At 38.7% G+C, this 24,731-nt stretch carries 28 protein-coding genes and 1 pseudogene; 19 read left to right on the plus strand and 10 right to left on the minus strand.

What is annotated here, in order from left to right:
• Nucleotides 1-202: 202 nt before the first annotated feature.
• A complete protein-coding gene (locus QBK89_RS08125) occupies nt 203-1,261 on the plus strand; it encodes an NAD(P)/FAD-dependent oxidoreductase (protein ID WP_284140541.1) in 1,059 nt (352 codons plus the stop codon).
• Nucleotides 1,262-1,389: 128 nt separating this feature from the next.
• Nucleotides 1,390-3,519: an MMPL family transporter gene (locus tag QBK89_RS08130; protein ID WP_284140542.1), complete on the plus strand. Its 2,130-nt coding sequence runs from the start codon at nt 1,390-1,392 to the stop codon at nt 3,517-3,519.
• 591 nt (nt 3,520-4,110) lie between these two features.
• Here the strand turns inward: QBK89_RS08130 and QBK89_RS08135 are convergent.
• The 5 genes and pseudogenes from QBK89_RS08135 to QBK89_RS08155 all read right to left on the minus strand — a co-directional run bounded on the left by QBK89_RS08135 (nt 4,111) and on the right by QBK89_RS08155 (nt 7,851).
• A pseudogene (locus QBK89_RS08135) lies at nt 4,111-4,301 on the minus strand (DUF6366 family protein).
• A 45-nt stretch (nt 4,302-4,346) separates the two neighbouring features.
• Nucleotides 4,347-4,991: a hypothetical protein gene (locus QBK89_RS08140; protein ID WP_284140543.1), complete on the minus strand. Its 645-nt coding sequence runs from the start codon at nt 4,989-4,991 to the stop codon at nt 4,347-4,349.
• Between the two features lie 334 nt (nt 4,992-5,325).
• Nucleotides 5,326-6,273, minus strand: a complete 948-nt coding sequence (locus QBK89_RS08145) for an arginine deiminase family protein (RefSeq protein WP_284140544.1) — start codon at nt 6,271-6,273, stop codon at nt 5,326-5,328.
• 140 nt (nt 6,274-6,413) lie between these two features.
• Nucleotides 6,414-7,160: a YqcI/YcgG family protein gene (locus QBK89_RS08150; protein WP_284140545.1), complete on the minus strand. Its 747-nt coding sequence runs from the start codon at nt 7,158-7,160 to the stop codon at nt 6,414-6,416.
• A gap of 64 nt (nt 7,161-7,224) precedes the next feature.
• Nucleotides 7,225-7,851 (minus strand): LysE family transporter, encoded by a 627-nt coding sequence (locus QBK89_RS08155; protein ID WP_284140546.1) that lies wholly within the window; start codon nt 7,849-7,851, stop codon nt 7,225-7,227.
• Nucleotides 7,852-8,049: 198 nt separating this feature from the next.
• Between QBK89_RS08155 and QBK89_RS08160 the strand changes: the two genes are divergently transcribed.
• The 4 genes from QBK89_RS08160 (at nt 8,050) to QBK89_RS08175 (ending at nt 12,549) form a co-directional block, all read left to right on the plus strand.
• Entirely contained in the window at nt 8,050-9,249 is a 1,200-nt protein-coding gene (locus QBK89_RS08160) for an NAD(P)/FAD-dependent oxidoreductase (protein ID WP_481937828.1), read from the plus strand.
• Between the two features lie 96 nt (nt 9,250-9,345).
• On the plus strand, nt 9,346-10,746 hold the full coding sequence (locus QBK89_RS08165) for an MBL fold metallo-hydrolase (protein ID WP_284140548.1): 1,401 nt from the start codon (nt 9,346-9,348) through the stop codon (nt 10,744-10,746).
• 140 nt (nt 10,747-10,886) lie between these two features.
• Nucleotides 10,887-11,924 (plus strand): PAS domain-containing sensor histidine kinase, encoded by a 1,038-nt coding sequence (locus QBK89_RS08170; protein WP_284140549.1) that lies wholly within the window; start codon nt 10,887-10,889, stop codon nt 11,922-11,924.
• The gene (locus QBK89_RS08175; protein ID WP_284140550.1) at nt 11,917-12,549 is read left to right on the plus strand and encodes a response regulator; all 633 of its coding nucleotides are present in this window, start codon (nt 11,917-11,919) and stop codon (nt 12,547-12,549) included. Before QBK89_RS08170 ends, QBK89_RS08175 begins: the two co-directional genes overlap by 8 nt.
• 215 nt (nt 12,550-12,764) lie before the next feature.
• Here QBK89_RS08175 and QBK89_RS08180 read toward each other — a convergent pair whose 3' ends face one another.
• Nucleotides 12,765-13,427, minus strand: coding sequence for a peroxiredoxin (locus QBK89_RS08180; RefSeq protein WP_284140551.1), 663 nt, complete (start codon nt 13,425-13,427; stop codon nt 12,765-12,767).
• Nucleotides 13,428-13,848: 421 nt separating this feature from the next.
• On the opposite strand from QBK89_RS08180, the gene QBK89_RS08185 reads away from it, so the two are divergent.
• The 13 genes from QBK89_RS08185 to QBK89_RS08245 all read left to right on the plus strand — a co-directional run bounded on the left by QBK89_RS08185 (nt 13,849) and on the right by QBK89_RS08245 (nt 21,488).
• Nucleotides 13,849-14,184: a rhodanese-like domain-containing protein gene (locus QBK89_RS08185; RefSeq protein WP_284140552.1), complete on the plus strand. Its 336-nt coding sequence runs from the start codon at nt 13,849-13,851 to the stop codon at nt 14,182-14,184.
• A gap of 17 nt (nt 14,185-14,201) precedes the next feature.
• Nucleotides 14,202-14,462 carry a metal-sensitive transcriptional regulator gene (locus QBK89_RS08190; RefSeq protein WP_284140553.1) on the plus strand — a complete coding sequence of 87 codons (261 nt, stop codon included), beginning with the start codon at nt 14,202-14,204 and terminating at the stop codon, nt 14,460-14,462.
• A 129-nt stretch (nt 14,463-14,591) separates the two neighbouring features.
• On the plus strand, nt 14,592-15,077 hold the full coding sequence (locus tag QBK89_RS08195; RefSeq protein WP_443089752.1) for a DsrE/DsrF/DrsH-like family protein: 486 nt from the start codon (nt 14,592-14,594) through the stop codon (nt 15,075-15,077).
• Between the two features lie 100 nt (nt 15,078-15,177).
• Nucleotides 15,178-15,474, plus strand: coding sequence for a rhodanese-like domain-containing protein (locus tag QBK89_RS08200; RefSeq protein ID WP_284140554.1), 297 nt, complete (start codon nt 15,178-15,180; stop codon nt 15,472-15,474).
• A gap of 15 nt (nt 15,475-15,489) precedes the next feature.
• Entirely contained in the window at nt 15,490-16,062 is a 573-nt protein-coding gene (locus tag QBK89_RS08205; RefSeq protein ID WP_284140555.1) for a sulfurtransferase TusA family protein, read from the plus strand.
• A 163-nt stretch (nt 16,063-16,225) separates the two neighbouring features.
• The gene (locus tag QBK89_RS08210; protein ID WP_284140556.1) at nt 16,226-16,624 is read left to right on the plus strand and encodes a DsrE/DsrF/DrsH-like family protein; all 399 of its coding nucleotides are present in this window, start codon (nt 16,226-16,228) and stop codon (nt 16,622-16,624) included.
• Nucleotides 16,625-16,654: 30 nt separating this feature from the next.
• Nucleotides 16,655-17,773 (plus strand): MBL fold metallo-hydrolase, encoded by a 1,119-nt coding sequence (locus QBK89_RS08215; protein WP_443089756.1) that lies wholly within the window; start codon nt 16,655-16,657, stop codon nt 17,771-17,773.
• Nucleotides 17,774-17,830: 57 nt separating this feature from the next.
• Nucleotides 17,831-18,058: a sulfurtransferase TusA family protein gene (locus QBK89_RS08220; protein ID WP_284140558.1), complete on the plus strand. Its 228-nt coding sequence runs from the start codon at nt 17,831-17,833 to the stop codon at nt 18,056-18,058.
• A gap of 103 nt (nt 18,059-18,161) precedes the next feature.
• Nucleotides 18,162-18,947, plus strand: coding sequence for a sulfite exporter TauE/SafE family protein (locus QBK89_RS08225; protein WP_284140559.1), 786 nt, complete (start codon nt 18,162-18,164; stop codon nt 18,945-18,947).
• A 34-nt stretch (nt 18,948-18,981) separates the two neighbouring features.
• The gene (locus tag QBK89_RS08230; protein ID WP_284140560.1) at nt 18,982-19,341 is read left to right on the plus strand and encodes a rhodanese-like domain-containing protein; all 360 of its coding nucleotides are present in this window, start codon (nt 18,982-18,984) and stop codon (nt 19,339-19,341) included.
• Between the two features lie 18 nt (nt 19,342-19,359).
• Nucleotides 19,360-19,659: a rhodanese-like domain-containing protein gene (locus QBK89_RS08235; protein ID WP_284140561.1), complete on the plus strand. Its 300-nt coding sequence runs from the start codon at nt 19,360-19,362 to the stop codon at nt 19,657-19,659.
• 101 nt (nt 19,660-19,760) lie between these two features.
• Nucleotides 19,761-20,975 carry an MFS transporter gene (locus QBK89_RS08240; protein ID WP_284140562.1) on the plus strand — a complete coding sequence of 405 codons (1,215 nt, stop codon included), beginning with the start codon at nt 19,761-19,763 and terminating at the stop codon, nt 20,973-20,975.
• Between the two features lie 222 nt (nt 20,976-21,197).
• Nucleotides 21,198-21,488: a hypothetical protein gene (locus tag QBK89_RS08245; protein ID WP_284140563.1), complete on the plus strand. Its 291-nt coding sequence runs from the start codon at nt 21,198-21,200 to the stop codon at nt 21,486-21,488.
• A gap of 169 nt (nt 21,489-21,657) precedes the next feature.
• On the opposite strand, the gene QBK89_RS08250 is transcribed toward QBK89_RS08245, so the two are convergent.
• The 4 genes from QBK89_RS08250 to QBK89_RS08265 form a co-directional block, all read right to left on the minus strand.
• The gene (locus QBK89_RS08250) at nt 21,658-21,834 is read right to left on the minus strand and encodes an H-type small acid-soluble spore protein (RefSeq protein WP_284140564.1); all 177 of its coding nucleotides are present in this window, start codon (nt 21,832-21,834) and stop codon (nt 21,658-21,660) included.
• Nucleotides 21,835-21,852: 18 nt separating this feature from the next.
• The gene (locus tag QBK89_RS08255; RefSeq protein WP_284140565.1) at nt 21,853-22,038 is read right to left on the minus strand and encodes an H-type small acid-soluble spore protein; all 186 of its coding nucleotides are present in this window, start codon (nt 22,036-22,038) and stop codon (nt 21,853-21,855) included.
• A 517-nt stretch (nt 22,039-22,555) separates the two neighbouring features.
• Entirely contained in the window at nt 22,556-23,860 is a 1,305-nt protein-coding gene (locus tag QBK89_RS08260; RefSeq protein ID WP_284140566.1) for a polysaccharide deacetylase family protein, read from the minus strand.
• Nucleotides 23,860-24,612 (minus strand): hypothetical protein, encoded by a 753-nt coding sequence (locus tag QBK89_RS08265; protein ID WP_284140567.1) that lies wholly within the window; start codon nt 24,610-24,612, stop codon nt 23,860-23,862. The genes QBK89_RS08260 and QBK89_RS08265 overlap by 1 nt, the downstream gene beginning before the upstream one ends.
• Nucleotides 24,613-24,731: the final 119 nt, after the last annotated feature.

Here is a 24,731-nt window from a genome sequence, read left to right on the forward strand (position 1 = left end):
CACAACATGAAGTGATAATGATTCTCATTTTCACTTCATGAATTACTATAAATGTCTCTGTTTATTTTGTCAATTGAGTTAATGTAAATTATGGAGTTAAAGCTTTTTTATGCATGAAAATTAGTGGTTGTCATGAAGAAAAAAATAACGTATAGTTAAATGAGAATGATAATCATTGACGGTTAGTCGAGGAGGCAATGCAATGGGTCAGCGGGAGTTATTTGACGTGACAATAATAGGTGGAGGACCAGCAGGCTTGTATTCGGCATTTTATAGTGGTTTAAGAGAAATGAAAACAAAAATAATTGAACACCAGCCACAATTAGGTGGGAAAATCCATGTTTATCCAGAAAAAATGATTTGGGATGTAGGTGGACTTTCTCCCGCTCCTGGTGCGAAGCTGATTGAACAGCTTGTGGAGCAAGGATTAACCTTTCACCCTGAAGTGGTTTTAAATGAAACCGTTTCATCAATTTCGCAAGATGAGAATGGCATATTTATGGTGGAGGCAGTATCGGGAAATATCCATTATTCAAAAACAGTGATTGTTTGTGTTGGAGGTGGCATTCTACAGCCGAAAAAACTGAACATTGCTGGAGCAGAACGGTATGAGGTTTCTAATTTAAATTATACAATCAAAGCCTTGGAGCATTTTAAGGATAAAACGGTTGTCATTTCTGGTGGTGGGAATTCAGCTATTGATTGGGCGCTAGAGCTTGAGCCGATTGCAAAACACGTATATATAACGTGTCGTAACGATAGCTTTTCCTGCCATGAAGCACAGGGAACAGAATTACAGCAAGGCTCAGTTGTTTGCTTTTTTAATTCGAAAATTACGAAGCTTATCGCTAGAGACGATCATAAGAAAATCGAAAAAATCGAGCTGACCAATCATGAAACAGGGGTAACCTCCTATTTACCAATCGATGAAGTGATTGTTAATCACGGTTACGAACGTGATACCTCCTTGTTAGATCAAAGTGATTTATCGATTGAACGGATTGATGAATACTTTATTGCTGGAACTGCTGCTAGTGAATCTTCCGTTCCAGGCTTATTCGCAGCTGGCGATATTTTGATGCATGATGGCAAGCTTAATCTCATTGCTGGAGCATTTCAGGATGCAGCGAATGCGGTAAATAAAGCAAAGCAATTTATTGAACCAGAAGCTACAAAAACAGGCATGGTTTCTTCGCATAATACATTATTTCAAAAACGCAATCGAGAAATATTGCAGGAAAAAGTAGCAAAAATGAAATAAAGGCAGATACACGCTTAGCTAGATTATTTATTCTAGTTAAGCTTTTTTTCGCTCCGTACAAGACAATTTGAATATATTTAGTTAAACTAAAATAAGATAAATTACTCGATATTAAGGGGAAAAAGATCATGCGAATGCTAGCACGAATTGTTTTAAAGGGCTATAAATATATTATTCTTTTCTGGGTTTTGCTTGCCATTGCGATGGCATTTTTGGCAATCCGCCTGCCATCTATGTTAGAGGGCGACGGCTTCCGAATGGATGGCGAGCATGAAAAGGTGATGGATATTGCAGCAGAGACCTTTGATATGCCTGCTGAATCACTATTTCTTGTGTTTGATGGCGTGTCAGATGAAAAGCTATCCAGTCGTCTTCAGGAAGTAGAAGCGCTCGGTGTCACCTCAGAGATTATTTCGCCATTAGAGGATCAAACAATGTATAAAAAGGATTTGTCGTATGCATTGTTACACTTTAATGATGATGAACTAGATATGGCTGAAACGGTTACTGCTATTCGGGACGTCATTAAAGCGGATAATGCGATTACTTTAACTGGTCAGTCTGCAATCACGAAGGATATAAATACGGCTAGTCAACAGGACTTAATGACAGCTGAAGCTATTGGTTTGCCGATAGCCATTATCGTATTGTTATTTGCATTTGGAACCGTTGTTGCTTCACTGGTTCCGCTATTAATCGGTGTTAGTTCGGTGGTTGTCTCCTTCGGGATATTGGCGATTTTAGGGAACTATATCGATTTGTCGATTTTTATCTTAAATATCATTCCGATGCTCGGATTAGCACTCAGCATTGATTTTGCTTTGTTATTTATTAGTAGGTATCGCGAGGAACGAAGAAAAGGAAATGCGTTGGATGCCGTTTCTATTACGATTCAAACCGCCGGTCGTTCGGTATTGTTTTCAGCCTTTTGTGTTTTTATTGGCCTTGGTGCGATGCTGCTTATTCAGGTGGAGATTTTTGAGAACATTGCTGTTGGTGGAATGATAGTAGTCGCTATGGCCGTCATAAGCTCGATTACCTTGCTTCCGTCCGTGTTAATTGCGTTGGGAGATCGAATTGATAAATGGCAGTTATTAAAAGTAAAACAAAATGGGTCTGATCGTTGGCGCACGTTTGCGGGGAACGTTATTAAACGTCCGATTATGATTACGATTGTTGCATTAATCCTTTTAGGAATTGCGCTCATTCCTGTTCGGAATATGGATTTGACCATTCCGCAAATCGACTCTTTGCCAAAATCGTATGATTCGCGACTTGCCTATGAAAAAATGGAGGATACCTTCGATTTTGGGGGAGAATCTTCTGCCTACATTGTCGCTTATAACAAGGCAGGGTGGGAAGAGAAAGAAGGCTTAGAGCAAATAAAGCAATTAGAAGATAAATTAACGAACGATCCGCTCGTAAAAGATGTGCAAACAATCTATCAAGTAAGTGGTGTGGATAGCCCAGCAGCATGGGAACAAGCATGGGGATCGCCAATGAAAGAAAAGCTTGCTCCTGTAAAAGAAGCGTTTATTCAGGATGAGAAAATGCTTATTCCAGTTCAGCTGAATGTATCTGGTGCATCAGATGAAGCGCAGGACTGGGTGCGAGAATTAGATAAAAAGTATGCTTCTTTTGATTTAATGGTTGGCGGCGAAGCAAAATTTAATCAGGAGATTTTTGATGAAATCGCTGATAAAATTATTCCCGTACTAACGGTTATCATTATTTCGACCTTTATCGTTCTCATGCTTGCTTTTCGATCGATATTAATTCCTTTTAAGGCCATTGTCATGAATGTGCTAGGGTTGTCAGCTACCTTTGGTATTCTCGTTTACATTTTCCAATATGGACACTTTGGATTGACTGCAGGAACGATCGCATTAATTATTCCGGTGATTGTCTTTAGTCTTGTATTCGGATTAAGCATGGATTATGAAGTGTTCCTTATTTCGCGAATACAGGAGGCGTATGCGAATACGCAGGACAATGACTTTGCGACGGTCGAAGGACTTGCTGCAACAAGTAAAATCATTACTTCTGCCGCGCTTATTATGATTGTTTTGACAGGGGCATTTGCCTTTACCGACGTTATGCCTGTTAAACAAATTGGTGTAGGAATTGCGATAGCGGTAGCCATTGACGCTACCATCATTCGCTTATTATTAGTCCCAAGCTTAATGAAGCTGTTCGGGAAATGGAATTGGTGGCTTCCTTTTAGAAAAGGCCCGTACCGAGCAGGAAGCTGGCATTAATTGAAAACGAGCATGAGAAACAACAAGCGTATTTGTCTCTCAAAATCTAAACAATAGTATTGCAATTTGAAGATGGGTTCGCTTTCACCACAGGCACAAGCGCGACATCTGCTCAAAATACTTTTTGCAGTGTCTTCTTTGCCTCGGGCACTGCCTCAACCCACTCGGAAAAGAAAGAACACTTTTCCGAGTGGGTTTTTCGACGTACAGGACGTACTGGCGATCAATAATTCCCCAACTCGAGCGAGATTCCCCCGAACTCGATCAAGAAACGACCACAAACGATCAAGAAACGACCACAAACGATCAAGAACCAGCTCAACTCGATCAAGGAACAGCCTCAAACGATCAAGAAACACAGGACGTAGCGGCTTTAGTCTACNCGACCACAAACGATCAAGAACCAGCTCAACTCGATCAAGGAACAGCCTCAAACGATCAAGAAACACAGGACGTAGCGGCTTTAGTCTACGTTCCCCTGGTGCTGTTCCCGAAGGAGTCTCACCCATTTCAACTGCTCTATAAATTCATTTATTTAAAAAGTCAAATATAATATAAAATAATAAATAAAAAATGCTTTTTGTTCATCCTCTACTTTAAAAATATGGATGCGGTTATAAAACCTACTATGAGTACAAGGATAAGTATTCCAGTACCCTCCCAGCCTAACCCGCCGCTAAATCAGAAAGGTTGCTTCCCTGTATACTGCTTGAAGGGTTTTCTAATTCCTTTTGTCTCATTCTTTCTCTTCGTTCTTCTGGTGTTTCTTTATCTTGATTCATTTTCATCCCCCGTTAGCTTCTTTATATCTTCAGTTAATTACTATCCTAGAGAGTAAACTTAAAACTTTGTGCTCTGGCACAATTTACTGCATCTTTTAAATCCATTTTACAAAGCAACTCATCCATTATTTGACGGTAATAGACATACGAAACAGATTCATCCGTATTTATTATTTTTTGCATATCATCTTTCTTCATCTTTTCTGTGACATGTTGAAACTGATTAGCTGCTAAAAGGGCAAAACCTTCATAGAACCATCGAGGCCCCATTTCGTCTTCTTTCCCTTCTAGTATTCGAATGTGAAAAGCATGAGCAAGTTCATGAGCGAGTAATTTTTCATAAGCATTTTCTTCCTGCCCAATTGGATAATTTTCAGCATACGTTTCAGGTGTCACGGCAAGCAAAATATCATTTGCAAGAACAGCAGAATAGGTTTTGGGAAGATTGGTCTCAGGGTCCAAATGAAAAGCTAGTTTTACCTCTTTATCAAATTGTTCCTTTGTACTGCAAATTTGAAATTTCTTAATTAATGGAGTGGACACATACTTACTCCATTGATAGTCACTAGCAAACTCCGATACTCTTCTTTGTGCATTTGATATTTTTATTTCAAACTCATTCCGACGATTTTCTTCTGTTGGTGGAAGTTCTAGCGGTATTTTGAAAACGTATGTCTTATTGTTGATCATTAAATAACACCTCTATAAAAATTTTTCATTGTTTAACTTTATTCAATGAATCCTTTCTTTTCTTGAAAAAAACTGCCAGTTAGTTGAATAAGGTATTATGTTAAATCGCAAATTTAGTTAATCAAATTGTATCATAGGATTCCGAATTTTATATTAAAATCCCTCTGATAATCAAGTCGTTCATAGTTAAATAATCTTTAAGGATTCGTTGAGTCGAATATCAACATCTCCCTTTAACAGAGCCATATTGAAAAAAACAAATTTTAGAGAATAACAAAATAAAAGAAACGTGAAAAGAGGACAAAGCCATCCAAACAGGCGTTGTCCTTTTGCGTTATTTCCTTCGTTCAATTGGCAGTGTCATACAACGGATACCGCCCCCGCCTTTTTCAAGCTCGGTAACATCAATTTCAATCCGTTTCTTTTTTGTTAGCGTTATATCGTTTTTGAAAATTTCTTTCGTATGTTGTGAGCTAACGAGAATCGTTTCTGGGTCAATGTTTAAAAAATTGATATCTGCAACGGTGTTTTGTACAGCGCTTGTCCATATGACATCGTACTGATGACGCTTTAAATAATCAGCAAACATCGTATAAGTAGAAGATTGATCGGTTATTATTTGCACGGGGAGGAATCGCATATAGCTTTTCGCTAGTATCGTATTTTCTCCGGTCACATTGCAATTCATATCTAAGTGTAATGTATCTGCCCGTCGTGGCAAATCGACTACTCCGATTTCAGAAAAGCCTGCTCGGAATAAAAAATCCTTCATGCTTCGGATACTGTCAATGCTTGTACGGAGCCCTGTGTTAATTAAGATGGCATCTTTATTTAAGACAAGAACATCACCAAATTCTAATGCCCGCCACCCGTTATTTGCTTCCTTTTGAAAGTGCGGTTCTGCTATCCATGTTTCAAGTATTGGATGGAAAAGCTCATATTCAGGCTGGCGCATCGAGGTTCCTGCTTTCCCAGGAAGAATGGTTTCACCAAAAACACAAGCGAGATCGCGGACAAAATAACGGTTTACTAACTGTTCGTGAAAGGACTGGGTTTGATGTGGTAAATGTACTGCATAGTCAATGACCCGCACACCAAGCTCTGTTAAAGTGCTTGTCAATTGTTCGAAGTTTTCCGTTGCTTTTTGATGATCTACTGCCTGCTCCCATTGTATGTCTTTTGCTGTTTGTTGGTCTGGAATAGTTAGTGTAGACGGGGAGCAAACAATAACAGTCTTTAATGTATCGTATTCATTCCAGCAAAAGGGATGTAATTGGCTCATCCTCGAACACACCATTTTTTCGATAGCCTGTTAGGGGGATGTGTAAATTGATCGATGTGCATAACATTTTGCTCCTTTTCTAAGCTCGAAAGTAAGTAATGATTCATTTTTTTACTATGTCCATTTTTAAAAATAACCATTCAGTTCGTTATCGAAAAATGGTTGGTTTTCGTTCCGGTGTGAAAGGGGCAAGTTGTTGGAGCGCTATTATCATCACGTAAAAAATACTGCTTCCATTCATAGTTGTCTGCTTCACCATACCACTTTAACGCTGCGTGTGGCGGGATATAATCATAATCTATCAATCGTTTTCGAATAATGTTTTTCATTTTTCTTCCGAAAGAGGTCTCGCCATTTAATTGGTCAAACACCCATCTTGGTTGGAAAGCGAGTAGCATGTATGGGAAGTGACGGCTTTTTCGCACTGTATGTGCTGGAGTAGCACAAAAGACAAAGTAAGCCTCTCCCTGAAAGCAAAATTCCCATTCGTTATCGTGTGGTTCTGTTGGAATATGTTCCGGCCAACTCTTTTCATCTAGCTGGTGTACTTTCTGTAATAACGTCCAAAACATCGTTTCAAATGCTTCTACCGATCTTTCTTCCTCTGTGTTAATGAAGACGACAAGGGAAGCAAAAGGACCTGTTTGGCGTGATATGTCTCCATATTCCGTTAGTATTTGAGCGAGCTGCTTACTAGCAGTTTCCTTCGTTGGCGTCTCCAAAAAACCATATCGTAGCATATTCTTTTTAAATCCATATACTCCAGGAACACAAGGGTAAGGGGTTTTTGTAGAGGTCATCATGTTAGCAAAATCCTCAAAGGCAGCTTGCTGCCACTTCTTCAGCCAATCCCTAGAGTTCTCTAAGTCATTCTTTTCAAAAAGCATCTTATATAATCCCTCCTATTGCTATACCACTATCGTATTAGGAGGAAGAGAAATAGGTGTCTGTCTATGAAACAATGAAAAGGTAAGCTTGTACACCAAAGTAAGCACCAAACCCGATAAGTACGATGCCAGACGCAATCGTAGTTATGCGAAGAAAAAATGGATTTGCTTTTTTTCCTAGAACTGTGGCTAGCCAAGCCATCACAACATCCCAAACAATAATGCCGACAAAAATACCAATTGTTGCAGTAAAAAGAAAATGATTTGCTTTCGTGGGGGCTTGTACAAGTAGTGATCCATATATTCCGAGCCAAAATAATATATTTAATGGATTGGATAATGCGATGAGAAAACCAATCCGGAATGACTTTCTCTTTTTCTCTTCTATGACCGACCTTTGTTCATTGTCAAACGTGTTTGCATTGACGATGCTTTCTATGCCTGTGTAGCAGAGTACGAAAAATCCGAATAACCATAAAAACAGCTTGATTAAGGGGATTTCAGCCACTTGCATGATGCCAAGGAAAATCAAGAGCATGAACAAGGCATCTGCTGTCATCGCGCCAATACCGATGAGCCAAGAATGAATAAATCCTTGCCGAATTCCTTTCTCCCATTGCAAGGCATTAATCGGCCCCATCGGTGCAGAAATCGATAAACCTAAAAATATAGAGCTGATAAAAATACTCATTGCTCGGACTCCTTTTTTTCAGCGTCATTGTTCTCATTATATTCGGACAAGCTTTGATCTATGTTCAGAATGTTTAAGTAGAAGGGCATCTAGCTAGATGAAAAAGGTTAGGGGAATTCCCCTATTCATTGTGGACACTCTTTCTTATATTATAAAGGTTGTAATAGTGTTAACCACTTTTTACAAAGGGGGAGAAGGATCATGAAAAAATTTCATTTTCGTGTCGTCATTGTTGGCGGTGGGTCTGCCGGGATTTCAGTAGCCTCCAGAATGCTTAGAAAATCAAAGACCTTATACGATGAAATTGCCATCATCGATCCTGCTGATCATCATTACTATCAACCGTTGTGGACGTTGGTCGGTGCGGGTGCAGCAAAAAAAGAAGCAACGAAACGCGATATGGGGTCTGTTATTCCAGAGGGGGCTTCTTGGATACAGGATCGCGTGATCGGCTTCTTGCCAATGGAGAATAAGCTGCAAATAGCCAACCATCAAGAAATTTCCTATGATTATTTAGTAGTAGCAGCAGGGATTGAGCTAAATTGGGATGGCGTTAAAGGGTTAAGAGAAGCAATCGGTAAAAACGGTGTAACAACTAATTATGATTATGCGTATGCGGACTATACGTGGGAAGTAATTCGTTCCTTTCAAGGTGGAACAGCATTGTTCACACATCCTGCAACGCCAATAAAATGTGGTGGAGCACCACAAAAAATCATGTATTTAGCAGAAGATTATTTTGCGAGGACGGGTATAAAGAAGGATGCAGAGGTTGTATTTGCATCTGCAAACCCAGCTATTTTCGACGTTGATAAATATCGTATTGCACTTGAAAAAGTCGTGGAAAGAAAGCAAATTGATACAAGATTTAAAAGGAATTTAATCGAAATTCGTGGTGAAGAGAAAAAAGCCGTATTCGAACATTTAGATACGAAAGAGCAGGAAGTTATTGCTTATGACATGCTTCATGTCACCCCACCAATGCAAGCGCCCGCTTTTATAAAAAACAGTGCTCTTGCCGATGAAAATGGCTGGGTAGACGTGCAAAAGCATACATTACAACATGTTCGTTATGAAAATATATTTGCGCTTGGAGATAATAGTAATCTCCCAACCGCAAAAACAGGTGCTGCAATTCGAAAGCAGGCACCATTAGTTGCTAACAATATTTTAGCGCTGATGAAGGAAAAATCATTGGAAGCAACATACCAGGGCTATTCTTCTTGTCCAGTAGTAACTGGCTACAATAAGCTGATTCTGGCAGAGTTTGATTATAATAAACAACCTACGGAAACCCTGCCGTTTGATCAAGGGAAAGAACGATTAAGTATGTATATCCTTAAAAAGTATTTTCTACCAATCATGTATTGGAGCGGGATGTTAAAAGGGAAGATGTAGGCTGTTTTGAGGGCAAAGCTGAAAATTATTTTGTATCACAACACGTGATGTGTTGTTCTATAAAAATATTAAACAAGTACAGAGGGGATGAAACACATGTTATTACGTTATTTTTATGATGAGAAGCTAGCACACGCTTCTTACATGGTAGGGTGTCAAGCAAAAGGGGAAGCGGTAATTGTTGATCCAATGCGAAATATTGCACCATATATCGAAACCGCTGAAGAAGAAGGTTTAACGATTGTTGGCGCGCTAGAAACGCACATCCATGCTGATTTTGTTTCTGGATCAAGAGAATTAGCGAATAAATTTGATGCCACACTTTATATTTCAGATGAAGGTGATACGGATTGGAAGTATCAAAATCTGGAAGGGATAAAGTATCAGCTTTTAAAGGATGGCGATTCATTTAATATTGGGAACCTTGTTTTTGATGTATTGCATACCCCTGGCCATACGCCTGAAAGTATTTCATTTATGCTTACCGACAAAGGTGGCGTAGCGGATGAACCAATGGGAATCTTTACTGGTGACTTTGTTTTCGTTGGTGATATTGGTCGTCCAGATTTATTAGAAAAAGCAGCTGGTATTAAAGGAACCTCAGAAGCAGGAGCTTTTGCAATGTATGATTCGGTAGAACGCTTTAAAAAGCTTCCTGATTATTTACAGGTTTGGCCAGCACATGGAGCTGGTAGTGCATGTGGAAAAGCACTTGGTGCAGTGCCATCTACAACGATTGGCTATGAAAAGCGATTTAACTGGGCAATGCAATTTAATGATCGTTCATCATTTGTCGATGCATTACTTGATGGACAGCCTGAGCCACCAACGTATTTTGCTGTTATGAAGCATGTCAATAAAGTAGGAATTCAATTAATTGAACAGATCCCAGCATTAACAAAGCTAACCACTGCTACTGAAGTAAAGCAATTTATTGCAGATGGTTTACAAGTAATTGATACAAGACCTGCGGAAGAATTTGCTGAAGGACATATGAAAGGAACAATTAATGTACCCTTTAACAAGTCATTTACGAACTGGATGGGCTGGCTCGTTGATTATGAAAAGCCGTTTTATGTGTTGACGGATGAAGCCGACTTAGATGAAATGCTTATCGCACTTCGCTCGATTGGAATTGATAATTTAAGAGGATATGGGGATGCAAAAGCAATTCTAAACGAGGAAGCGGAGTTGGAAACCTATCAATCAATTACGGTAAAACAATTAAAGGAAAGAATGGATAAAGAGGATGTGCATGTGTTAGATATCCGAAATCTCACTGAATGGAATGACGGGCATATCGACGGTGCACAGCATATTATGCTTGGCACATTACAACAACGGTTAGCGGAAATAAAGACAGACAAGCAGATCGTCGTACAATGTGGATCAGGAGTTCGGTCAGCAATCGGCATCAGTATTTTGTTAGCAAATGATGTAAAAGAACCACTTAACCTTGCTGGAGGCTATGAGAGCTGGGTAAAGGAAATCGTCTAAACATATAGATAAGAAAGCAAAGCTGAAATCAAAGGGATTCAGCTTTGCTTTTTGCATTATTTTTCTTATAGTTAGGATAAGGACAGCTTATGAACAGATGAAACGAGAAAGTCATGGATAAAAAGGAGTGACTTGTTTATATGGATAAAGCATTTTTTTGGCGTGATCGCTATTTAAAGCAAATTTTTGAAAGTCTACAAGATGGTATTATTATCATGAATCAATCACGTGAAATATTACTTATGAACCCTGCTGCCGAGAGACTTACCGGCTGGCAAATTGGGAGTGCTGTTCCTTACTGCTCTTATTGCCAAAGCAGAAAAATAGAGCCGAATGAGAAGCGATGCTACTTAATTGAAAATGATGAGGTTCCGTATTTTTTATCGGAAATGCCGACCTACCATGGAGAAAGTCTTGATGTAGAAATGAGCACTGCCTTAATGTATCAGGATGAGCATTCTGATCAAAAGGAATATTTACTCGTACTGCGTGATCAAAGTATTCGCAAGCAGAAAGAAGAGGCACGCACCTCCAAGTATATGATAAAAAAATTAATTGAAGCAAAAGAAGATGAACATAAGCGATTGGCGCAGGAGTTGCATGATGGGGTTGGACAATCGTTATTCTCGATATCAGTTGCCTTGCAGGCCATTGAGTCATATGTGCATGATGCGCGGTTAGATGCTTATTTAACAGAGGTTCGCTCTGAATTGGAAAAGGTAATGTCAGATGTGAAATCCTACTCCTATAAGTTACGCCCACAAAGCTTGGATCGCCTTGGACTTGTTGCAACGATTCGTTCTTTAATTACAACAACGATGAAAAATGATCCAGATCTTCAGATCGAATTTAATACGAATCTGGTCGGTCGCTGCTATCCACTTGTTGAAATAAATTTATATCGTGTGATTCAAGAAGCATTGCATAATATTATTAAGTATGCGCACGCATCAAAGGTATCTATTGCGTTGGATATGAATGAAGAAGGACTAAAGCTTCACATTCAGGATAATGGAATTGGGTTTCGTCCGAACAAGGTCGGTGAAGGATTAGGCTTAAAGCATATGGAAGAAAGAGTAGATCAGTTGGGCGGGAAATTCATGATCGAATCAACTGAAAATACGGGAACACAAATTAAGATAACCGTTCCAAAGTGGAAGGAAGATATCGATGATTAATATTATGGTAGTCGATGATCATGTATTAATTCGAAAAGGGATTGTACTCTTATTAGAAAACTTCGCTGATATTCAGATTGTAGGGGAAGCAAGCAGTGGAGAAGAAGCCATTGTAATGGCAGCGCAAACGCAGCCAGATGTTATTTTAATGGACATCTCTATGCCTGGTGGTCTTGATGGCTTTACAGCAACGCAAAAAATACTTCATGAAGTTGAAAGTGCCAAGGTTATCTTGCTTACAATGCATGAAGAAGAGGTGTATATTCAAAAGGCAATTGAAGTAAAAGCACATGGGTATATTTTCAAAAATAGTCAAGGTGGAGACTTACATGAAGCCATAACGACTGTAAATAGCGGTAAACGTTTTTTTCGAGTTGACATTCCAGATGAACAGCTGGAAAAGTGGTTTGAGGATGGGACACAGCCCAGCTCTATTTTAACATTACGAGAGCAAGAAATTGTTCGGCTAACGATCTTAGGATATTCGAACAAGCAGATGTCTGAGAAGTTGTTTATAAGTCCGAAAACCGTTGAAAATCATAAAACAAATATTATGCAAAAGCTAAACTTAACAAATAAAGCCGAGCTTATCCAATACGGCATAAAAAACCATTTTATGCACTAAGTGGGCTTGAACTTGAACAAACAATAGCATCGCAGTTTGAAAGTGAGTTCGCTTTCCCCGGGCACGGCCTCAACTAACTCGGAAAAGAAAGAACGCTTTTTTCGAGTGGAATTTAATCAAAGTCACAACTAATAAAATCGGCTTTTTCCAATATAAAAAATAGTAGCACAAACCATGGCTTGGTCTGTGCTATTAATGTGTTTAAAAAGGTTTATTTATAGGCTTTTCTTGCAGAAATACCAATCTGCACATTCATAATCTGGGTTATTTAGTCTTTCATCCGCTTCTTCCTGTGTACGTGGAGGCTTAACAATTACTTTGTCTCCTGGTACCCAATCTGCTGGTGTTGCAATATTGTGCTCATCTGTTGCTTGTAATGCTTTTACCAAACGTAAAATTTCATCCATATTGCGTCCTGTGCTTAATGGGTAATAAATAATAGCACGAACGATTTGTTTATCATCAATAACAAAAACAGCGCGAGAAGCTTCTGTTGATTTTCCTTCAGGCATTAGCATGCCGTATTTAGCAGCAACTTCTTTATTTAAGTCAGCAATAATTGGAAATTCAATCGTAACGTCAAAATTATCTTTAATATTTTTCACCCAGGCAATATGTGAATGAAGACTATCAATACTTAAACCAACAAGCTCTGTATTCAATTCTTTTAAAGCGGGATATATTTTTTGGAAACCAATAAACTCTGTTGTACAAACGGGGGTAAAGTCAGATGGATGAGAAAATAGAATGAACCATTTTCCTTTATAGTCCTCACTTGAAATAACGCCGTGAGTTGTTTCAATTTTAAAAGCTGGTGCTGGATCGCCAATACGTGGTAGTGCGATTTGTTGCACTGATGATTGCATATTATTTTCCATTTTATCTTTTCTCCTTTTTAATAATTATTATTACAACATAATTATTGCATTCATATTTTAAAAAAGACATAGGGGATTTCCCCTATTCACGTCCTTAATCGTTCTATGTGCTTTATCTGAAACGTTTATAAATGAAATGCTGAAGCTTGACTTATCAATAGAACGAAGTACGTTTTCCTTCAAACTGGCATCAATTAACAACAGCTTATTATGTATGTGCGTACTCTCATTTGTGCATCTAGCAGATGATTATGCAAATACATAGAAGGGTATATAATATAAGACATGAAGCGAGCGATTAATGTGGATGCTTATTCTGTTCTAGTAAACATGTAAAAAATAAAATTAACCTCTTGACAAAATACCCCAATGGGTATATTATATTCCTTGTGACTCATTTATTCATAGGGAGGGAGCAGCAATGATGGGGTGGATAATTGTTGCAGCAATGGTGTTCATGATTGTGTATCAACGATATATACCTGTCCTTGGGATTGGCAAAAAGGACTTAAATTATGTATCATATTCTAAAGAAGATATTACTATCGTCGATACAAGAGACTATCAGGTATCTAGTAACCAGAAGATCGAGAAGGCAGTATGTATCCCACTTCCCTATTTAAATCGACATTGCTATGACATTCCAGATAAAAAGGTATTTCTTGTATCAGAAAGCAAGCTGGAGAAAAATTTAAGTGCCCGTATTTTGCGTCGTAAGGGGATGCGCGTTATTGGCTACCATCTTATTCATGATTAAGTAAGCGAGGTGTTACGATGAAATATGATGCAGATGTCATCAATAGAATGAAGCGGATTGAAGGACAGGTTAGAGGATTATTGAAGATGATGCAGGATGATAAAGAGTGCCGCGATGTCGTCACCCAAATGTCTGCAGTTAGAAGTGCAATTGATCGAACCGCTGCCTTGATTGTAACGAAAAATCTTGAGCAATGTATCCGTGATGAAAAAACGAACGGGGAAGATGCTGAAACCTTAATTAAAGAGGCAGTAAATCTACTTGTGAAAAGTCGTTAATCAGATGTGGTTGACAATTTTCCGTAATGCATTTACCATAAAAAATGGGTTAAGTTGAAAAGCGTAACCCTATTTTTTAATCCAAATATGATACCCCTATACGTATAGTGGGAAACGTAAAAAAGGAGAATGCTGGTGGAAAATAAGAAGAAAACGACAATCGTATTGTTTAGTGGTGAGTATGACAAAGCGATGGCGGCCTACATTATTGCTAATGGCGCAGCTGCTTATGATCATGAAGTAACAATTTTTCATACCTTCTGGGGACTAAATGCATTACGCAAGGAAGAAATGGTACCTGTTAAAAAAGGTTTAATGGAGAAGCTGTTTGGGAAAATGATGCCTAGAGGCGCTGATAAAATGGGACTATCAAACATGAACTATTTAGGGATGGGTCCTAAAATGATTAAAAGCGTCATAAAAAAGCATCAAGCGATGACATTACCCCAACTAGTGGAAATGGCGCAGGAGCTGGATGTAAAGATGATTGCCTGTACAATGACAATGGATCTGCTAGGGCTTCAAAAGGAAGAATTACTAGAAGGCATTGATTATGGTGGCGTTGCTGCATATATTGGTGATGCAGAGGAAGGCAACATCAATTTGTTTATATAATATTTTTTTAAAAATAATTATACCCGTATAGGTATAATGAAGCATTTCCATCTAGGAAAAAGGTAAGTCTAATAAAAAATTATAATTGGAGGAAAATAACATGAAATCAATTAGCGCTGAAGAGTTAGCAGCAAAATTAAAAGCAGGAGAAAAGCTTAGCATCATCGATGTACGTGAAGATGAAGAAGTAGCACAAGGTAAAATTCCAGGAGCACGCCATATTCCATTAGGACAAATTCCAGATCGTTTAAATGAAATTGAGAAGGATCAGCATCATTATATGGTATGTCGCTCTGGCGGACGAAGCAGTAACGCATGTGCCTTTTTACTACAACATGGCTATGATGTCACGAACATGAATGGTGGCATGCTTGCATGGGAAGACGAAGTAGAGTAAAGGGAGGCTCCATTGATGTCGATTAAAGCAAATGAAGTATTAGATGCAAAAGGATTGGCGTGCCCCATGCCAATTGTACGTACAAAAAAAGCAATCGCCAGCCTTGAGCCAGGCCAGGTAATTGAAGTGCAAGCAACTGATAAAGGGTCTACGGCTGATATGAAGGCGTGGGCAGAAGGTACAGGACATCAGTATTTAGGAACAGTAGAGGAAGCTGATGTGCTAAAGCATTACTTGCGTAAAGCGAGTGAAGCAGAAGCAAAGGAAGAAATCAAACATCCACATGTGATGGAGTTAGCGGACCTTCGTACAAAGATTGAAGCGGGTGAAGCAGTTGCGCTTTTAGATGTACGAGAACCAGCAGAGTATTCTTTTGGACACATTCCGGGGGCTATTAATATACCTCTAGGGGAACTAGAAGAGCGCTTTGAAGCGTTGGATAAAGATAAAGCGTGGCATGTTATTTGTCGCTCAGGCAATCGTAGTGACCTCGCTGCACAAAAGTTAACAGCTAAAGGGTTTAACAAGGTAACAAATGTCGTACCAGGCATGTCAACTTGGGATGGAGCAGTAGAAAAGGATAACTAAAGCAATTGAAAGAAGGGGTTAAGTTTGATGTGGTTTTAATCCCTTCATAGAAAGTCACAAATGGAAAGCAAAACACTCCTTCAAAAAGACTGTTTGAAGGGAACTCGAAACCTCACAATCAAACCACGAACGTTGCGTAATGAATATTAGGAGGAATTTATCAATGGCAAATTCAAAGGTTGCAATTATTGCAGCTAACGGAACATTATTTGATGCATATAAAGTTTTTAATGTAGCAACAGCTGCAGCAGCTTCTGATGCAGAGGTAGGAATCTTCTTTACATTTGAAGGACTGAACCTCATTCATAAGGAAGCACACAAAAATCTACCACTTCCTGAAGGAAAGGAACACTTTCAAGAAGGATTTAAACAAGCGAATGTACCATCAATATCTGAGCTAGTGGAAATCGCACAAGAACTAGGTATTAAAATTATTGCTTGTCAAATGACGATGGACGTTATGAACTTAGAGAAGGATGCATTTATTGATGGCATTGAAGTAGGGGGAGCAGCTACGTTTATTGAGTATGCAAAGGATGCCAATATCACACTATCATTTTAATTAAAGGAGGAGAAACCAGTGGCAAAGATAATGTCGACAAAGGAGCTTGCTACGAAAATTGTAACCGGAGAAGCAACCTTTATCTTAGATGTTCGGAACAAGGATGAATTTGATAACTGGAAAATTGAAGGTGGAAAGGTTGAATTATTGAATGAAGCGTATTTCAACCTTTTAGATGGCGTGGATTCTATTACAGATAAACTACCAAAAGACAAAGACATTATTGTTGTTTGTGCAAAAGGTGGATCATCTGAAATGATCGCGGATATGCTTGAAGAAGCTGGATTCCAAAATGCTTATAGTTTAGAAGGCGGAATGAAAGCGTGGAGTGAACACCTAGAGCCAGTTAAAATCGGTGATTTAAAAGATGGTGGAAGCTTGTATCAATTTGTTCGCCTTGGTAAAGGGTGCTTGTCTTACTTTATTGAATCCAATGGAGAAGCAGCGATTATTGATACGGCTCGAATGATTGATACCTATGAAAGCTTTGCAGCAAAAAAAGGGCTAACAATTAAGCATACAATCGATACGCATTTACATGCGGATCATATTTCAGGCGGACGTCGCTTAGCCGAAAAAGCAGGTGCGACGTATCATTTACCACCAAAGGATGCAACAGAGGTAACGTTTGACTATACACCTGTTGAAGAAGGAAATGATATTACTGTAGGGAAAACAACAGTGAAGGTACAACCAATCTATTCACCAGGGCATACGATTGGAAGCACATCCTTTATTATTGATGATACGTATTTAATCACAGGGGATATTTTATTTGTGAAATCGATCGGACGTCCTGATTTAGCCGGTTTGGCTGAAGATTGGGTGGGAGATCTTCGTAATACACTTTATAGCAAATATAAAGAGCTTTCCGATGACTTAATTGTTCTACCAGCACACTACTCTTTCCCAGAGGAGCTAGGGGAAGGCGGACGTGTCGCTGCTCGTTTAGGTGATTTGTATGCGAAAAATTCTGGCTTGCAGGTAGATGACGAGGATGTATTCCGTAAAATGGTTACGGAAAACCTACCTCCACAACCAAATGCATACCAAGAAATTCGTAAAACGAACATGGGTAAAATTAACCCGGATTTAGATGAACAAAAAGAAATGGAAACTGGACCAAACCGTTGTGCAGTAGAGGGTTAATGGACCTGCGTTGTTAGATAAAACAAAGCGAAACGTATAATCTGAGGAGGATATAGAATGGAAGCAACAAAATTTTTAGATGCCAAAGGCTTAGCATGCCCAATGCCAATCGTAAGAACAAAGAAGGCAATGGAGGACCTTAGCTCTGGTGATGTGTTAGAAATTCATACAACAGATAAAGGCTCAAAGAGTGATTTAACTGCATGGGCGAAATCTGGCGGACATGAAATATTAAAAGAAGAGCAAGAAGCAGATGTATTTAAATTTTGGATTAAAAAAGCATAAATAAAGTGAAGCCCCAAATTTTGGGGCCTCTCTTATTTGCATAATGGCCAGAGAGCGGATCGTGGCCATTTCACAGGCAGGAATTAGAAGGGGGAAAACCCAGATGGAATATAGCTTATTATTTATTATCACCATTTTCCTAATTGGATTTATTGGTTCGTTTATATCTGGAATGGTTGGTATTGGTGGATCAATCATTAAATATCCAATGCTGTTATATATTCCAGCAATGCTTGGATTAGCATCCTTTTCTGCCCACGAAGTATCTGGGATTAGTGCGATTCAAGTGTTATTTGCGACAATCGGTGGAGTATGGGCATATCGTAAAGGTGGCTATTTAAACAAAACACTAATCATCTATATGGGGGCAGCTATCCTACTGGGTAGTTTTATTGGTGGCTATGGCTCACAGTTTATGTCAAGTGGTGGCATTAACTTTGTCTACGCAATATTAGCAACCATTGCCGCTGTAATGATGTTCATTCCGAAAAAAGGATTGGATGATATTCCACTTGATCAAGTAACCTTCAATAAGTGGGTTGCTGCTTTCTTTGCTTTAATCGTGGGAATAGGCGCAGGTATTGTTGGGGCGGCAGGAGCATTTATCCTCGTACCAATTATGCTTGTGATTTTAAAAATTCCAACAAGGATGACGATCGCTACATCGCTAGCAATAACATTTATCTCATCCATTGGATCAACAGCAGGAAAAGTATTAACTGGGCAAATATTATATGTTCCAGCAGCAATCATGATTGTAGCCAGTCTCATTGCTTCCCCGTTAGGTGCAAAATTTGGTCAAAAAGTAAATACGAAGTTTTTACAAGTCTTTTTAGCACTCCTTATTTTAGGAACTGCTATTAAAATTTGGCTCGACATTTTTGCTTGATAAAAAAGGTGCGTACACGTAGAGGAGAAGAAGAATGGATATAGTTCAATGGATTATTATTATAGCAGCTGTAGTTTTTATTGCTACACGTTTCATGCCAACAAAAGGTATACAACATATTACAAGCCAAGAAGCGAAAAATAAATTTAAAGATAAGCAAATTCAATTTGTAGATGTTCGAACACCAGGAGAGTACCGTGCGAATCATCGCAAGCCTTTCAAGAACATCCCATTATCCAATTTATCGGCTCAGACAAAGAACTTAGATAAAAGTAAAGAGGTTGTAGTGATTTGTCAAAGCGGGATGCGCAGTATGAAGGCGGCAAAAATCTTGAAAAAGCAAGGCTTTGAAAAGATTAGCAATGTGAAAGGCGGCATGAATGCCTGGATTTAAGAGAGGAAGCAAAAGAAGATGACAAAGAAGATAATGCCGAATGAGGTTGCAAGTCGGCTACAGCGTGGAGAGCAGGTGCACGTTATTGATGTTCGAGAAGCTGGAGAAGTAGCTTTAGGTAAAATTCCAGGCGCAATCCATATCCCGCTAGCACAGTTAGCATTGCGGAAAAATGAATTAGATGCGTCGCTGACTTATGTGGTAACCTGTCAATCTGGAAATCGAAGTAAAGCAGCATGTGGACTTTTGACAGCACTTGGCTATCAGGTCGAGGACATGGTAGGCGGTATGAAGCAGTGGCAAGGGGAACTGGTTTAACCACTGATTTCACGCGTTTAGGAAGGTAACGCAAAATAGAACGACAGCTGTGCACCACGATGCTGGTCGTTCTTTTTCTTTGTTAAAGGGGATGGGTGAGCATGGATAAACAGCGCATCGGAATAAAAGAAAACCTAGGAATCTTTATGCTATTAGTTGTTATTAATTTTTTTGTCGGCTCAATGGTCGGCATGGAGCGCACTATTCTTCCACTGCTTGGTGAAGAAAAGTTTGGTTTAGCTACTACAAGTGCTTCTTTATCATTTATTATTAGCTTTGGATTTTCAAAAGCAATTGTAAATTATTTTGCAGGAAAAATAGCGGACCATTATGGGAGAAAACAGGTGCTTGTGATAGGTTGGGTTTTCGGGTTGTTTGTACCAATACTGATTCTTGGAGCATCCCATTGGTCAACGGTTATTATCGCGAACCTTTTTCTAGGTATAAATCAAGGCCTCGCTTGGTCAATGACAGTAAATATGAAAATTGATTTATCGAAAACCGCACAGAGAGGAACAGCAGTTGGCATAAACGAGTTCGCAGGGTATGCCGGTGTTGCGATTATGGCGGCAGTGTCTGGGTATATCGCAACATCTATTTCCTTGTATCCTTTTCCGTTTTATTTCGGATTAGGACTAGCGGTCGTTGGGCTTATCTTATCTATGTTCGTCAGAGATACAACCGATTTTATAAAAAAAGACCAGACAACAACATTAGATAAAACATTATCTTCTAAGGAAGTATTTAAGCTTACAACATGGAAAAACAAACAGCTAGCTAGCATTAGTGTTGCGGGGATGGCTACAAACTTTAAAGATGGGATGGCGTGGGGGCTATTTCCTATTTATTTCTCTACGGTTGGTTTAACGGTTGGACAAGTTGGAGCAATTATTGCGGTGTATCCGGCTGCTTGGGGATTCTTTCAATTGTTTACAGGAATTTGGAGCGATCGGGTTGGTAGAAAACGGCTTATTACTGGTGGTATGTGGCTGCAAGCAATAGCCTTATTCCTTATTCTAACTGTTAATACATTTTGGTTATGGTTTATGGGGGCTGTTCTGTTAGGAGTCGGGACGGCAATGGTGTATCCAACGTTACAGGCAGCAATAGGTGATATTGTGGCACCAGCTTGGCGAGCTTCTTCGATGGGGGTTTATCGAATGTGGCGTGATAGTGGCTATGCATTCGGAGCGTTGGCAGCAGGTGTAATCGCGGATTTGTTAGGAGTAAGCTGGGCAATTGGACTTGTAGCAATGATACCTTTTTTTGCTGGCCTTCTTGCACAAATACGCTTAAAGGAATCATTGGAATTCTAAGTCACGCTTAAGCGAATTAGCCAATCAAACGTTATTTCTTATTTTGTTCAGCGTTGGTAGCATAATGGAAACATATACCAAACGATGTAATGAATGAAGATGGGATAGAGATAGTTCGGTATGATAAAATACTACTATAGTAAGAAAAGGAGTAGACACCTCCTTTTTTATCTGAAGAAGCTTGAGTTGTTAACTTATTAAAAACAAGCTGGAGGAGATCGCATGTGTAGTTTGATTGCCATACAGCCTTATGTCAAAATTCACCGAGAGGTCAATAGTGTTGAACAAAAGCACGTGGAAGAGCACCGTGTAATTCATTTATATGAAGACCGCATTGAAACGGAACACAGAGCATTTTCTGTAGACGATGTTTGGGATGTATCCTATCGCGAATTTGGTTGGGAAAATGGGCTGCTTTATCTTCATACGAGTAAAGGTGTTTTCTCATATCAAGTTAAGGAATCGCCCCATTCTTTTATAGAAGCTTTCCAACAGAATATTAAAAGCCAATAATGTCACTAGTGCAGATACATTCTATATAATATCCATTACCTGCCTTAGAGCCTCTGATGGTCATTTTCCTCGCGTTTAGTGAAGTGTAGCCCCAAGGATCATCATTTCCTTAGGGCTTTTTCTATTGTGTTTACCGAAGAAGCAGATACCGAAGTTGTACAAGCATGAGCTACTGTTTTTCTTCGAGTTTATCGAGTGCTACATCAAACTCGTTGCCTGGATCATCTAAATAATACACACGGGCTGTCTGCTCTTCTACATGCTGAATAACAACGCGTTTTCCATTATACGTAATATGCTTTAAATCTGGAGAAGCGGCAATTTCCTCTGCTCGTTGTTTATTCATTGTTATTCCACCATCCTTTTAAGGTCCTTGTTCATCTAATCCATTTAAATCGACGATTTGTTCACTATCCATTTCATCCAACGGAAAAACCATTACTGTTGATTGGTCTTGCTGTACTTCCTTTAGAAATACAGGAATTCCATAGTACGAGACATTAATTAAGGTTGGTGTGGCGATAATTTCCTGCGCACGCTTGGCATCCAACTTAGTGACCTCCTTTCACAGAAGGCTATTCTATATTTTTTACTGGATAGAAATGCGTATGCACGGAAGAAAAAGGAACTTAGCTGCATGCTTAGGAATAGTTTTTGAAAGTATTTTTAGGGATAAATAAACAGTTCAGTCTACATATGATTGGCTTCTCGGTAGTTGAACAGATTTTCTTATAAGCTGCATTATTGATTACCCATTATAAAAAACGATGGTAATGATGAAAAATTACAATATTTGTCACGGTTCTTAGTGCAAATAGAGGAAAGTCTAGAAATGGGAAGGTAAATGTATTAAATCATTCCTTTGATGAGCTCGTAGACTATTATGTTAAAAATATTGATTTTCTATTGGCAATACCGTGTCTTTTCCTCCAAAACGAACCCAATAACCTCGTCATAGAGACCAATCATAATTTTAAACCAATCATCCAAGGTAAGGCATTTCTTCAACAAAAAAATTCTGGAATGAAAATAAACATTCCGGAATCTTTTTTAAGCATTCTGTATTTTTAGCGTAAACTAATTATCTTTAAGTTCTGTTCTGTTAAGTATTCGATAATGGCAGGCAATGCTTGTAAAACAGGCTTTGTTTCATGGAGCAATATGATCGATCCAGATACATCTGTTTGTTGAATAGCTTGAAGAATTTTATCAGCTTGTCTTGTTCTCCAATCCTCTGGATCATTATTCCATAAAACTACTTTTCCATTGTTGGCTTTAACAAGATTTACTGTCTCTTCATTTTTAGCCCCGTATGGCGGTCGAAATAGAACAACTTTCTCATTGGTTATTTTTTCAATGAGTTTATTGGCATCCAGTAATTCAGCGGATTGCTTGTGCTTGTTCAGTGTTGTAAAATCTTTATGATTCATGGAATGGTTGCCAATTGAATAGCCATTATCATGGACATAGCGCACAGCACTCGGGTGTTTTGAAACATTAAGTCCAGTAAAGAAAAAAGTCCCACCGACTTGATACGATGTTAATGTGTCGACGATTTGTTTCGTATAGTTTGAAGGTCCATCATCGAATGTAATTGCAACATAGCCATCAGGTACATTAAAAATAACATCCTGTTTAATTTTAATCGTTGCTGACAAGATCGTTTCTTTTTGTTGATGAGCGGTGTTAACTTCTTCTTTTTGCTGTGGTTCAGTCTCTTCTTCAGAAGTGCTTGCTAATGGTGCTTTATCGACAACGGCTTCATTCACAATTGAATTTGAATCCTTTACTTTAGGTGCCTCCACCGTTAATTCCTTGCTTAAAAATGCGCGGGTAGAAAACCCGAAGACAACCATGACCATCGTGATTAACATGACGACCGCTTTTAAAGAGTGTTTACGAGCTTTTCGCGGGGGAATGGATAAGACTTCTTCCATTTCCGATTTAATATCTCCACGGCTCGGTAACGATAAAAAGGCAGCGTCCTGCAGTGCTTCTTCGGTTTTAATATCCTTCAAATATTGTAATTGCTGTACAAAGGCTTCCGAGCATGGAAAAAGGGTACGCTTACTTTCATCGCGAAAGGTTTGCGTTAATATACCTACATGCTGGTTTTTGCTTTCAAGCTTACTTGACTGTAAAGAAATTCGATATTTATAGTGATCATCGGAGTTAATCAAACGCTTCAGATATTCTGCAGTCGTAAGGTCAATCTCCCACATGTATTCTTTTCGTTGATCAATAATTATGCAAACACGTAAGTAAGCTTTTTCGGCTGTTATTTCAATGGACAATAGCTCAAGCATTAGAAAATGGAAGAAAGTCATCGTTTTTTGATCTGCTTGTAATTCAGGTTCTTTCTTATCAATCATTACTCATCAGTTGTATCGGAAGCTTTAGCGAACGGTGAGAAAGAAATAGACATTCGCTCTGTAAAATCGTTTATTGTTTTCATGAGCTCTGCTTTTTCCTGATTAATTCTCTCGTATTGCTCCCGATAATTTTGGTTTTCGACTTCAAGACTACGGATGTTTTCTTCCAGTTGCTTAATTTTTATCATGCTTTCATACTGTGAATTTGTCGTCTCTTCATTTAATTTATCGTATTTTGCTTTTGTTTGTTCAAGTTGGCTTGAAAGTTGATCAAAATCGGTTCGAGCTGCGCTTTGATATGATTTATAATCTTCAAGAAGCTGATCATAGCTCATTTGCTTTCTTGTCAGCTTATCTTCCACATCTTCGAGTTCTTCATTCTTTTTCAGTATTAACAAATCGGTCTTTCTTTTGTCTTCTATGTATCGCTGAATCGTTTCATTAGCAGCCCCTACTTGATCCTGTAACTCGTTCACTTTATATAAAATAAGTTGACGGTCCTTCAGCATGTTTTCTAAAGATACTATTAAATCAAGAGATACTTTATCTTGCTTGTCTTTTGAAAGCAAATTGAAAGATTGCGGCTGTGTTGGTGTCTCCACAGTTTCTACTGCTTCATTTGCAGGATCGATATTTTCTTCACTAACACTTCTTTTATCAATCGCTTCAATATGTGCTTCCAAATCTGGTTGGTTTTGACCAGACAGAACATTTTTAAACCAATTTGGCTTTTTTCCATTTTCACTTGCCATCGTATCATCTCCATTTTGTTTTAATAAAAATCCCAATACGTGAGTAAAGTTCTAGTAAATTTAGATTAGTTCGAATGCGGTTTATCTTACTATTATCCTATTATTATTGTAAGTTGTTG

Source organism: Virgibacillus sp. LDC-1 (genome assembly GCF_030137545.1).
In the GTDB taxonomy this organism is placed as follows: Bacteria; Bacillota; Bacilli; order Bacillales; family Amphibacillaceae; genus LDC-1.

Bases quoted from the DNA above. Each gene is read 5' to 3' on its own strand.
- QBK89_RS08125 (WP_284140541.1), top strand. From the start codon at position 203: ATGGGTCAGCGGGAGTTATTTGACGTGACAATAATAGGTGGAGGACCA.
- QBK89_RS08130 (WP_284140542.1), top strand. From the start codon at position 1,390: ATGCGAATGCTAGCACGAATTGTTTTAAAGGGCTATAAATATATTATT.
- QBK89_RS08140 (WP_284140543.1), bottom strand. From the start codon at position 4,991: ATGATCAACAATAAGACATACGTTTTCAAAATACCGCTAGAACTTCCA.
- QBK89_RS08145 (WP_284140544.1), bottom strand. From the start codon at position 6,273: ATGAGCCAATTACATCCCTTTTGCTGGAATGAATACGATACATTAAAG.
- QBK89_RS08150 (WP_284140545.1), bottom strand. From the start codon at position 7,160: ATGCTTTTTGAAAAGAATGACTTAGAGAACTCTAGGGATTGGCTGAAG.
- QBK89_RS08155 (WP_284140546.1), bottom strand. From the start codon at position 7,851: ATGAGTATTTTTATCAGCTCTATATTTTTAGGTTTATCGATTTCTGCA.
- QBK89_RS08165 (WP_284140548.1), top strand. From the start codon at position 9,346: ATGTTATTACGTTATTTTTATGATGAGAAGCTAGCACACGCTTCTTAC.
- QBK89_RS08170 (WP_284140549.1), top strand. From the start codon at position 10,887: ATGGATAAAGCATTTTTTTGGCGTGATCGCTATTTAAAGCAAATTTTT.
- QBK89_RS08175 (WP_284140550.1), top strand. From the start codon at position 11,917: ATGATTAATATTATGGTAGTCGATGATCATGTATTAATTCGAAAAGGG.
- QBK89_RS08180 (WP_284140551.1), bottom strand. From the start codon at position 13,427: ATGGAAAATAATATGCAATCATCAGTGCAACAAATCGCACTACCACGT.
- QBK89_RS08185 (WP_284140552.1), top strand. From the start codon at position 13,849: ATGATGGGGTGGATAATTGTTGCAGCAATGGTGTTCATGATTGTGTAT.
- QBK89_RS08190 (WP_284140553.1), top strand. From the start codon at position 14,202: ATGAAATATGATGCAGATGTCATCAATAGAATGAAGCGGATTGAAGGA.
- QBK89_RS08195 (WP_443089752.1), top strand. From the start codon at position 14,592: ATGCTGGTGGAAAATAAGAAGAAAACGACAATCGTATTGTTTAGTGGT.
- QBK89_RS08200 (WP_284140554.1), top strand. From the start codon at position 15,178: ATGAAATCAATTAGCGCTGAAGAGTTAGCAGCAAAATTAAAAGCAGGA.
- QBK89_RS08205 (WP_284140555.1), top strand. From the start codon at position 15,490: ATGTCGATTAAAGCAAATGAAGTATTAGATGCAAAAGGATTGGCGTGC.
- QBK89_RS08210 (WP_284140556.1), top strand. From the start codon at position 16,226: ATGGCAAATTCAAAGGTTGCAATTATTGCAGCTAACGGAACATTATTT.
- QBK89_RS08215 (WP_443089756.1), top strand. From the start codon at position 16,655: ATGTCGACAAAGGAGCTTGCTACGAAAATTGTAACCGGAGAAGCAACC.
- QBK89_RS08220 (WP_284140558.1), top strand. From the start codon at position 17,831: ATGGAAGCAACAAAATTTTTAGATGCCAAAGGCTTAGCATGCCCAATG.
- QBK89_RS08225 (WP_284140559.1), top strand. From the start codon at position 18,162: ATGGAATATAGCTTATTATTTATTATCACCATTTTCCTAATTGGATTT.
- QBK89_RS08230 (WP_284140560.1), top strand. From the start codon at position 18,982: ATGGATATAGTTCAATGGATTATTATTATAGCAGCTGTAGTTTTTATT.
- QBK89_RS08235 (WP_284140561.1), top strand. From the start codon at position 19,360: ATGACAAAGAAGATAATGCCGAATGAGGTTGCAAGTCGGCTACAGCGT.
- QBK89_RS08240 (WP_284140562.1), top strand. From the start codon at position 19,761: ATGGATAAACAGCGCATCGGAATAAAAGAAAACCTAGGAATCTTTATG.
- QBK89_RS08245 (WP_284140563.1), top strand. From the start codon at position 21,198: ATGTGTAGTTTGATTGCCATACAGCCTTATGTCAAAATTCACCGAGAG.
- QBK89_RS08250 (WP_284140564.1), bottom strand. From the start codon at position 21,834: ATGAATAAACAACGAGCAGAGGAAATTGCCGCTTCTCCAGATTTAAAG.
- QBK89_RS08260 (WP_284140566.1), bottom strand. From the start codon at position 23,860: ATGATTGATAAGAAAGAACCTGAATTACAAGCAGATCAAAAAACGATG.
- QBK89_RS08265 (WP_284140567.1), bottom strand. From the start codon at position 24,612: ATGGCAAGTGAAAATGGAAAAAAGCCAAATTGGTTTAAAAATGTTCTG.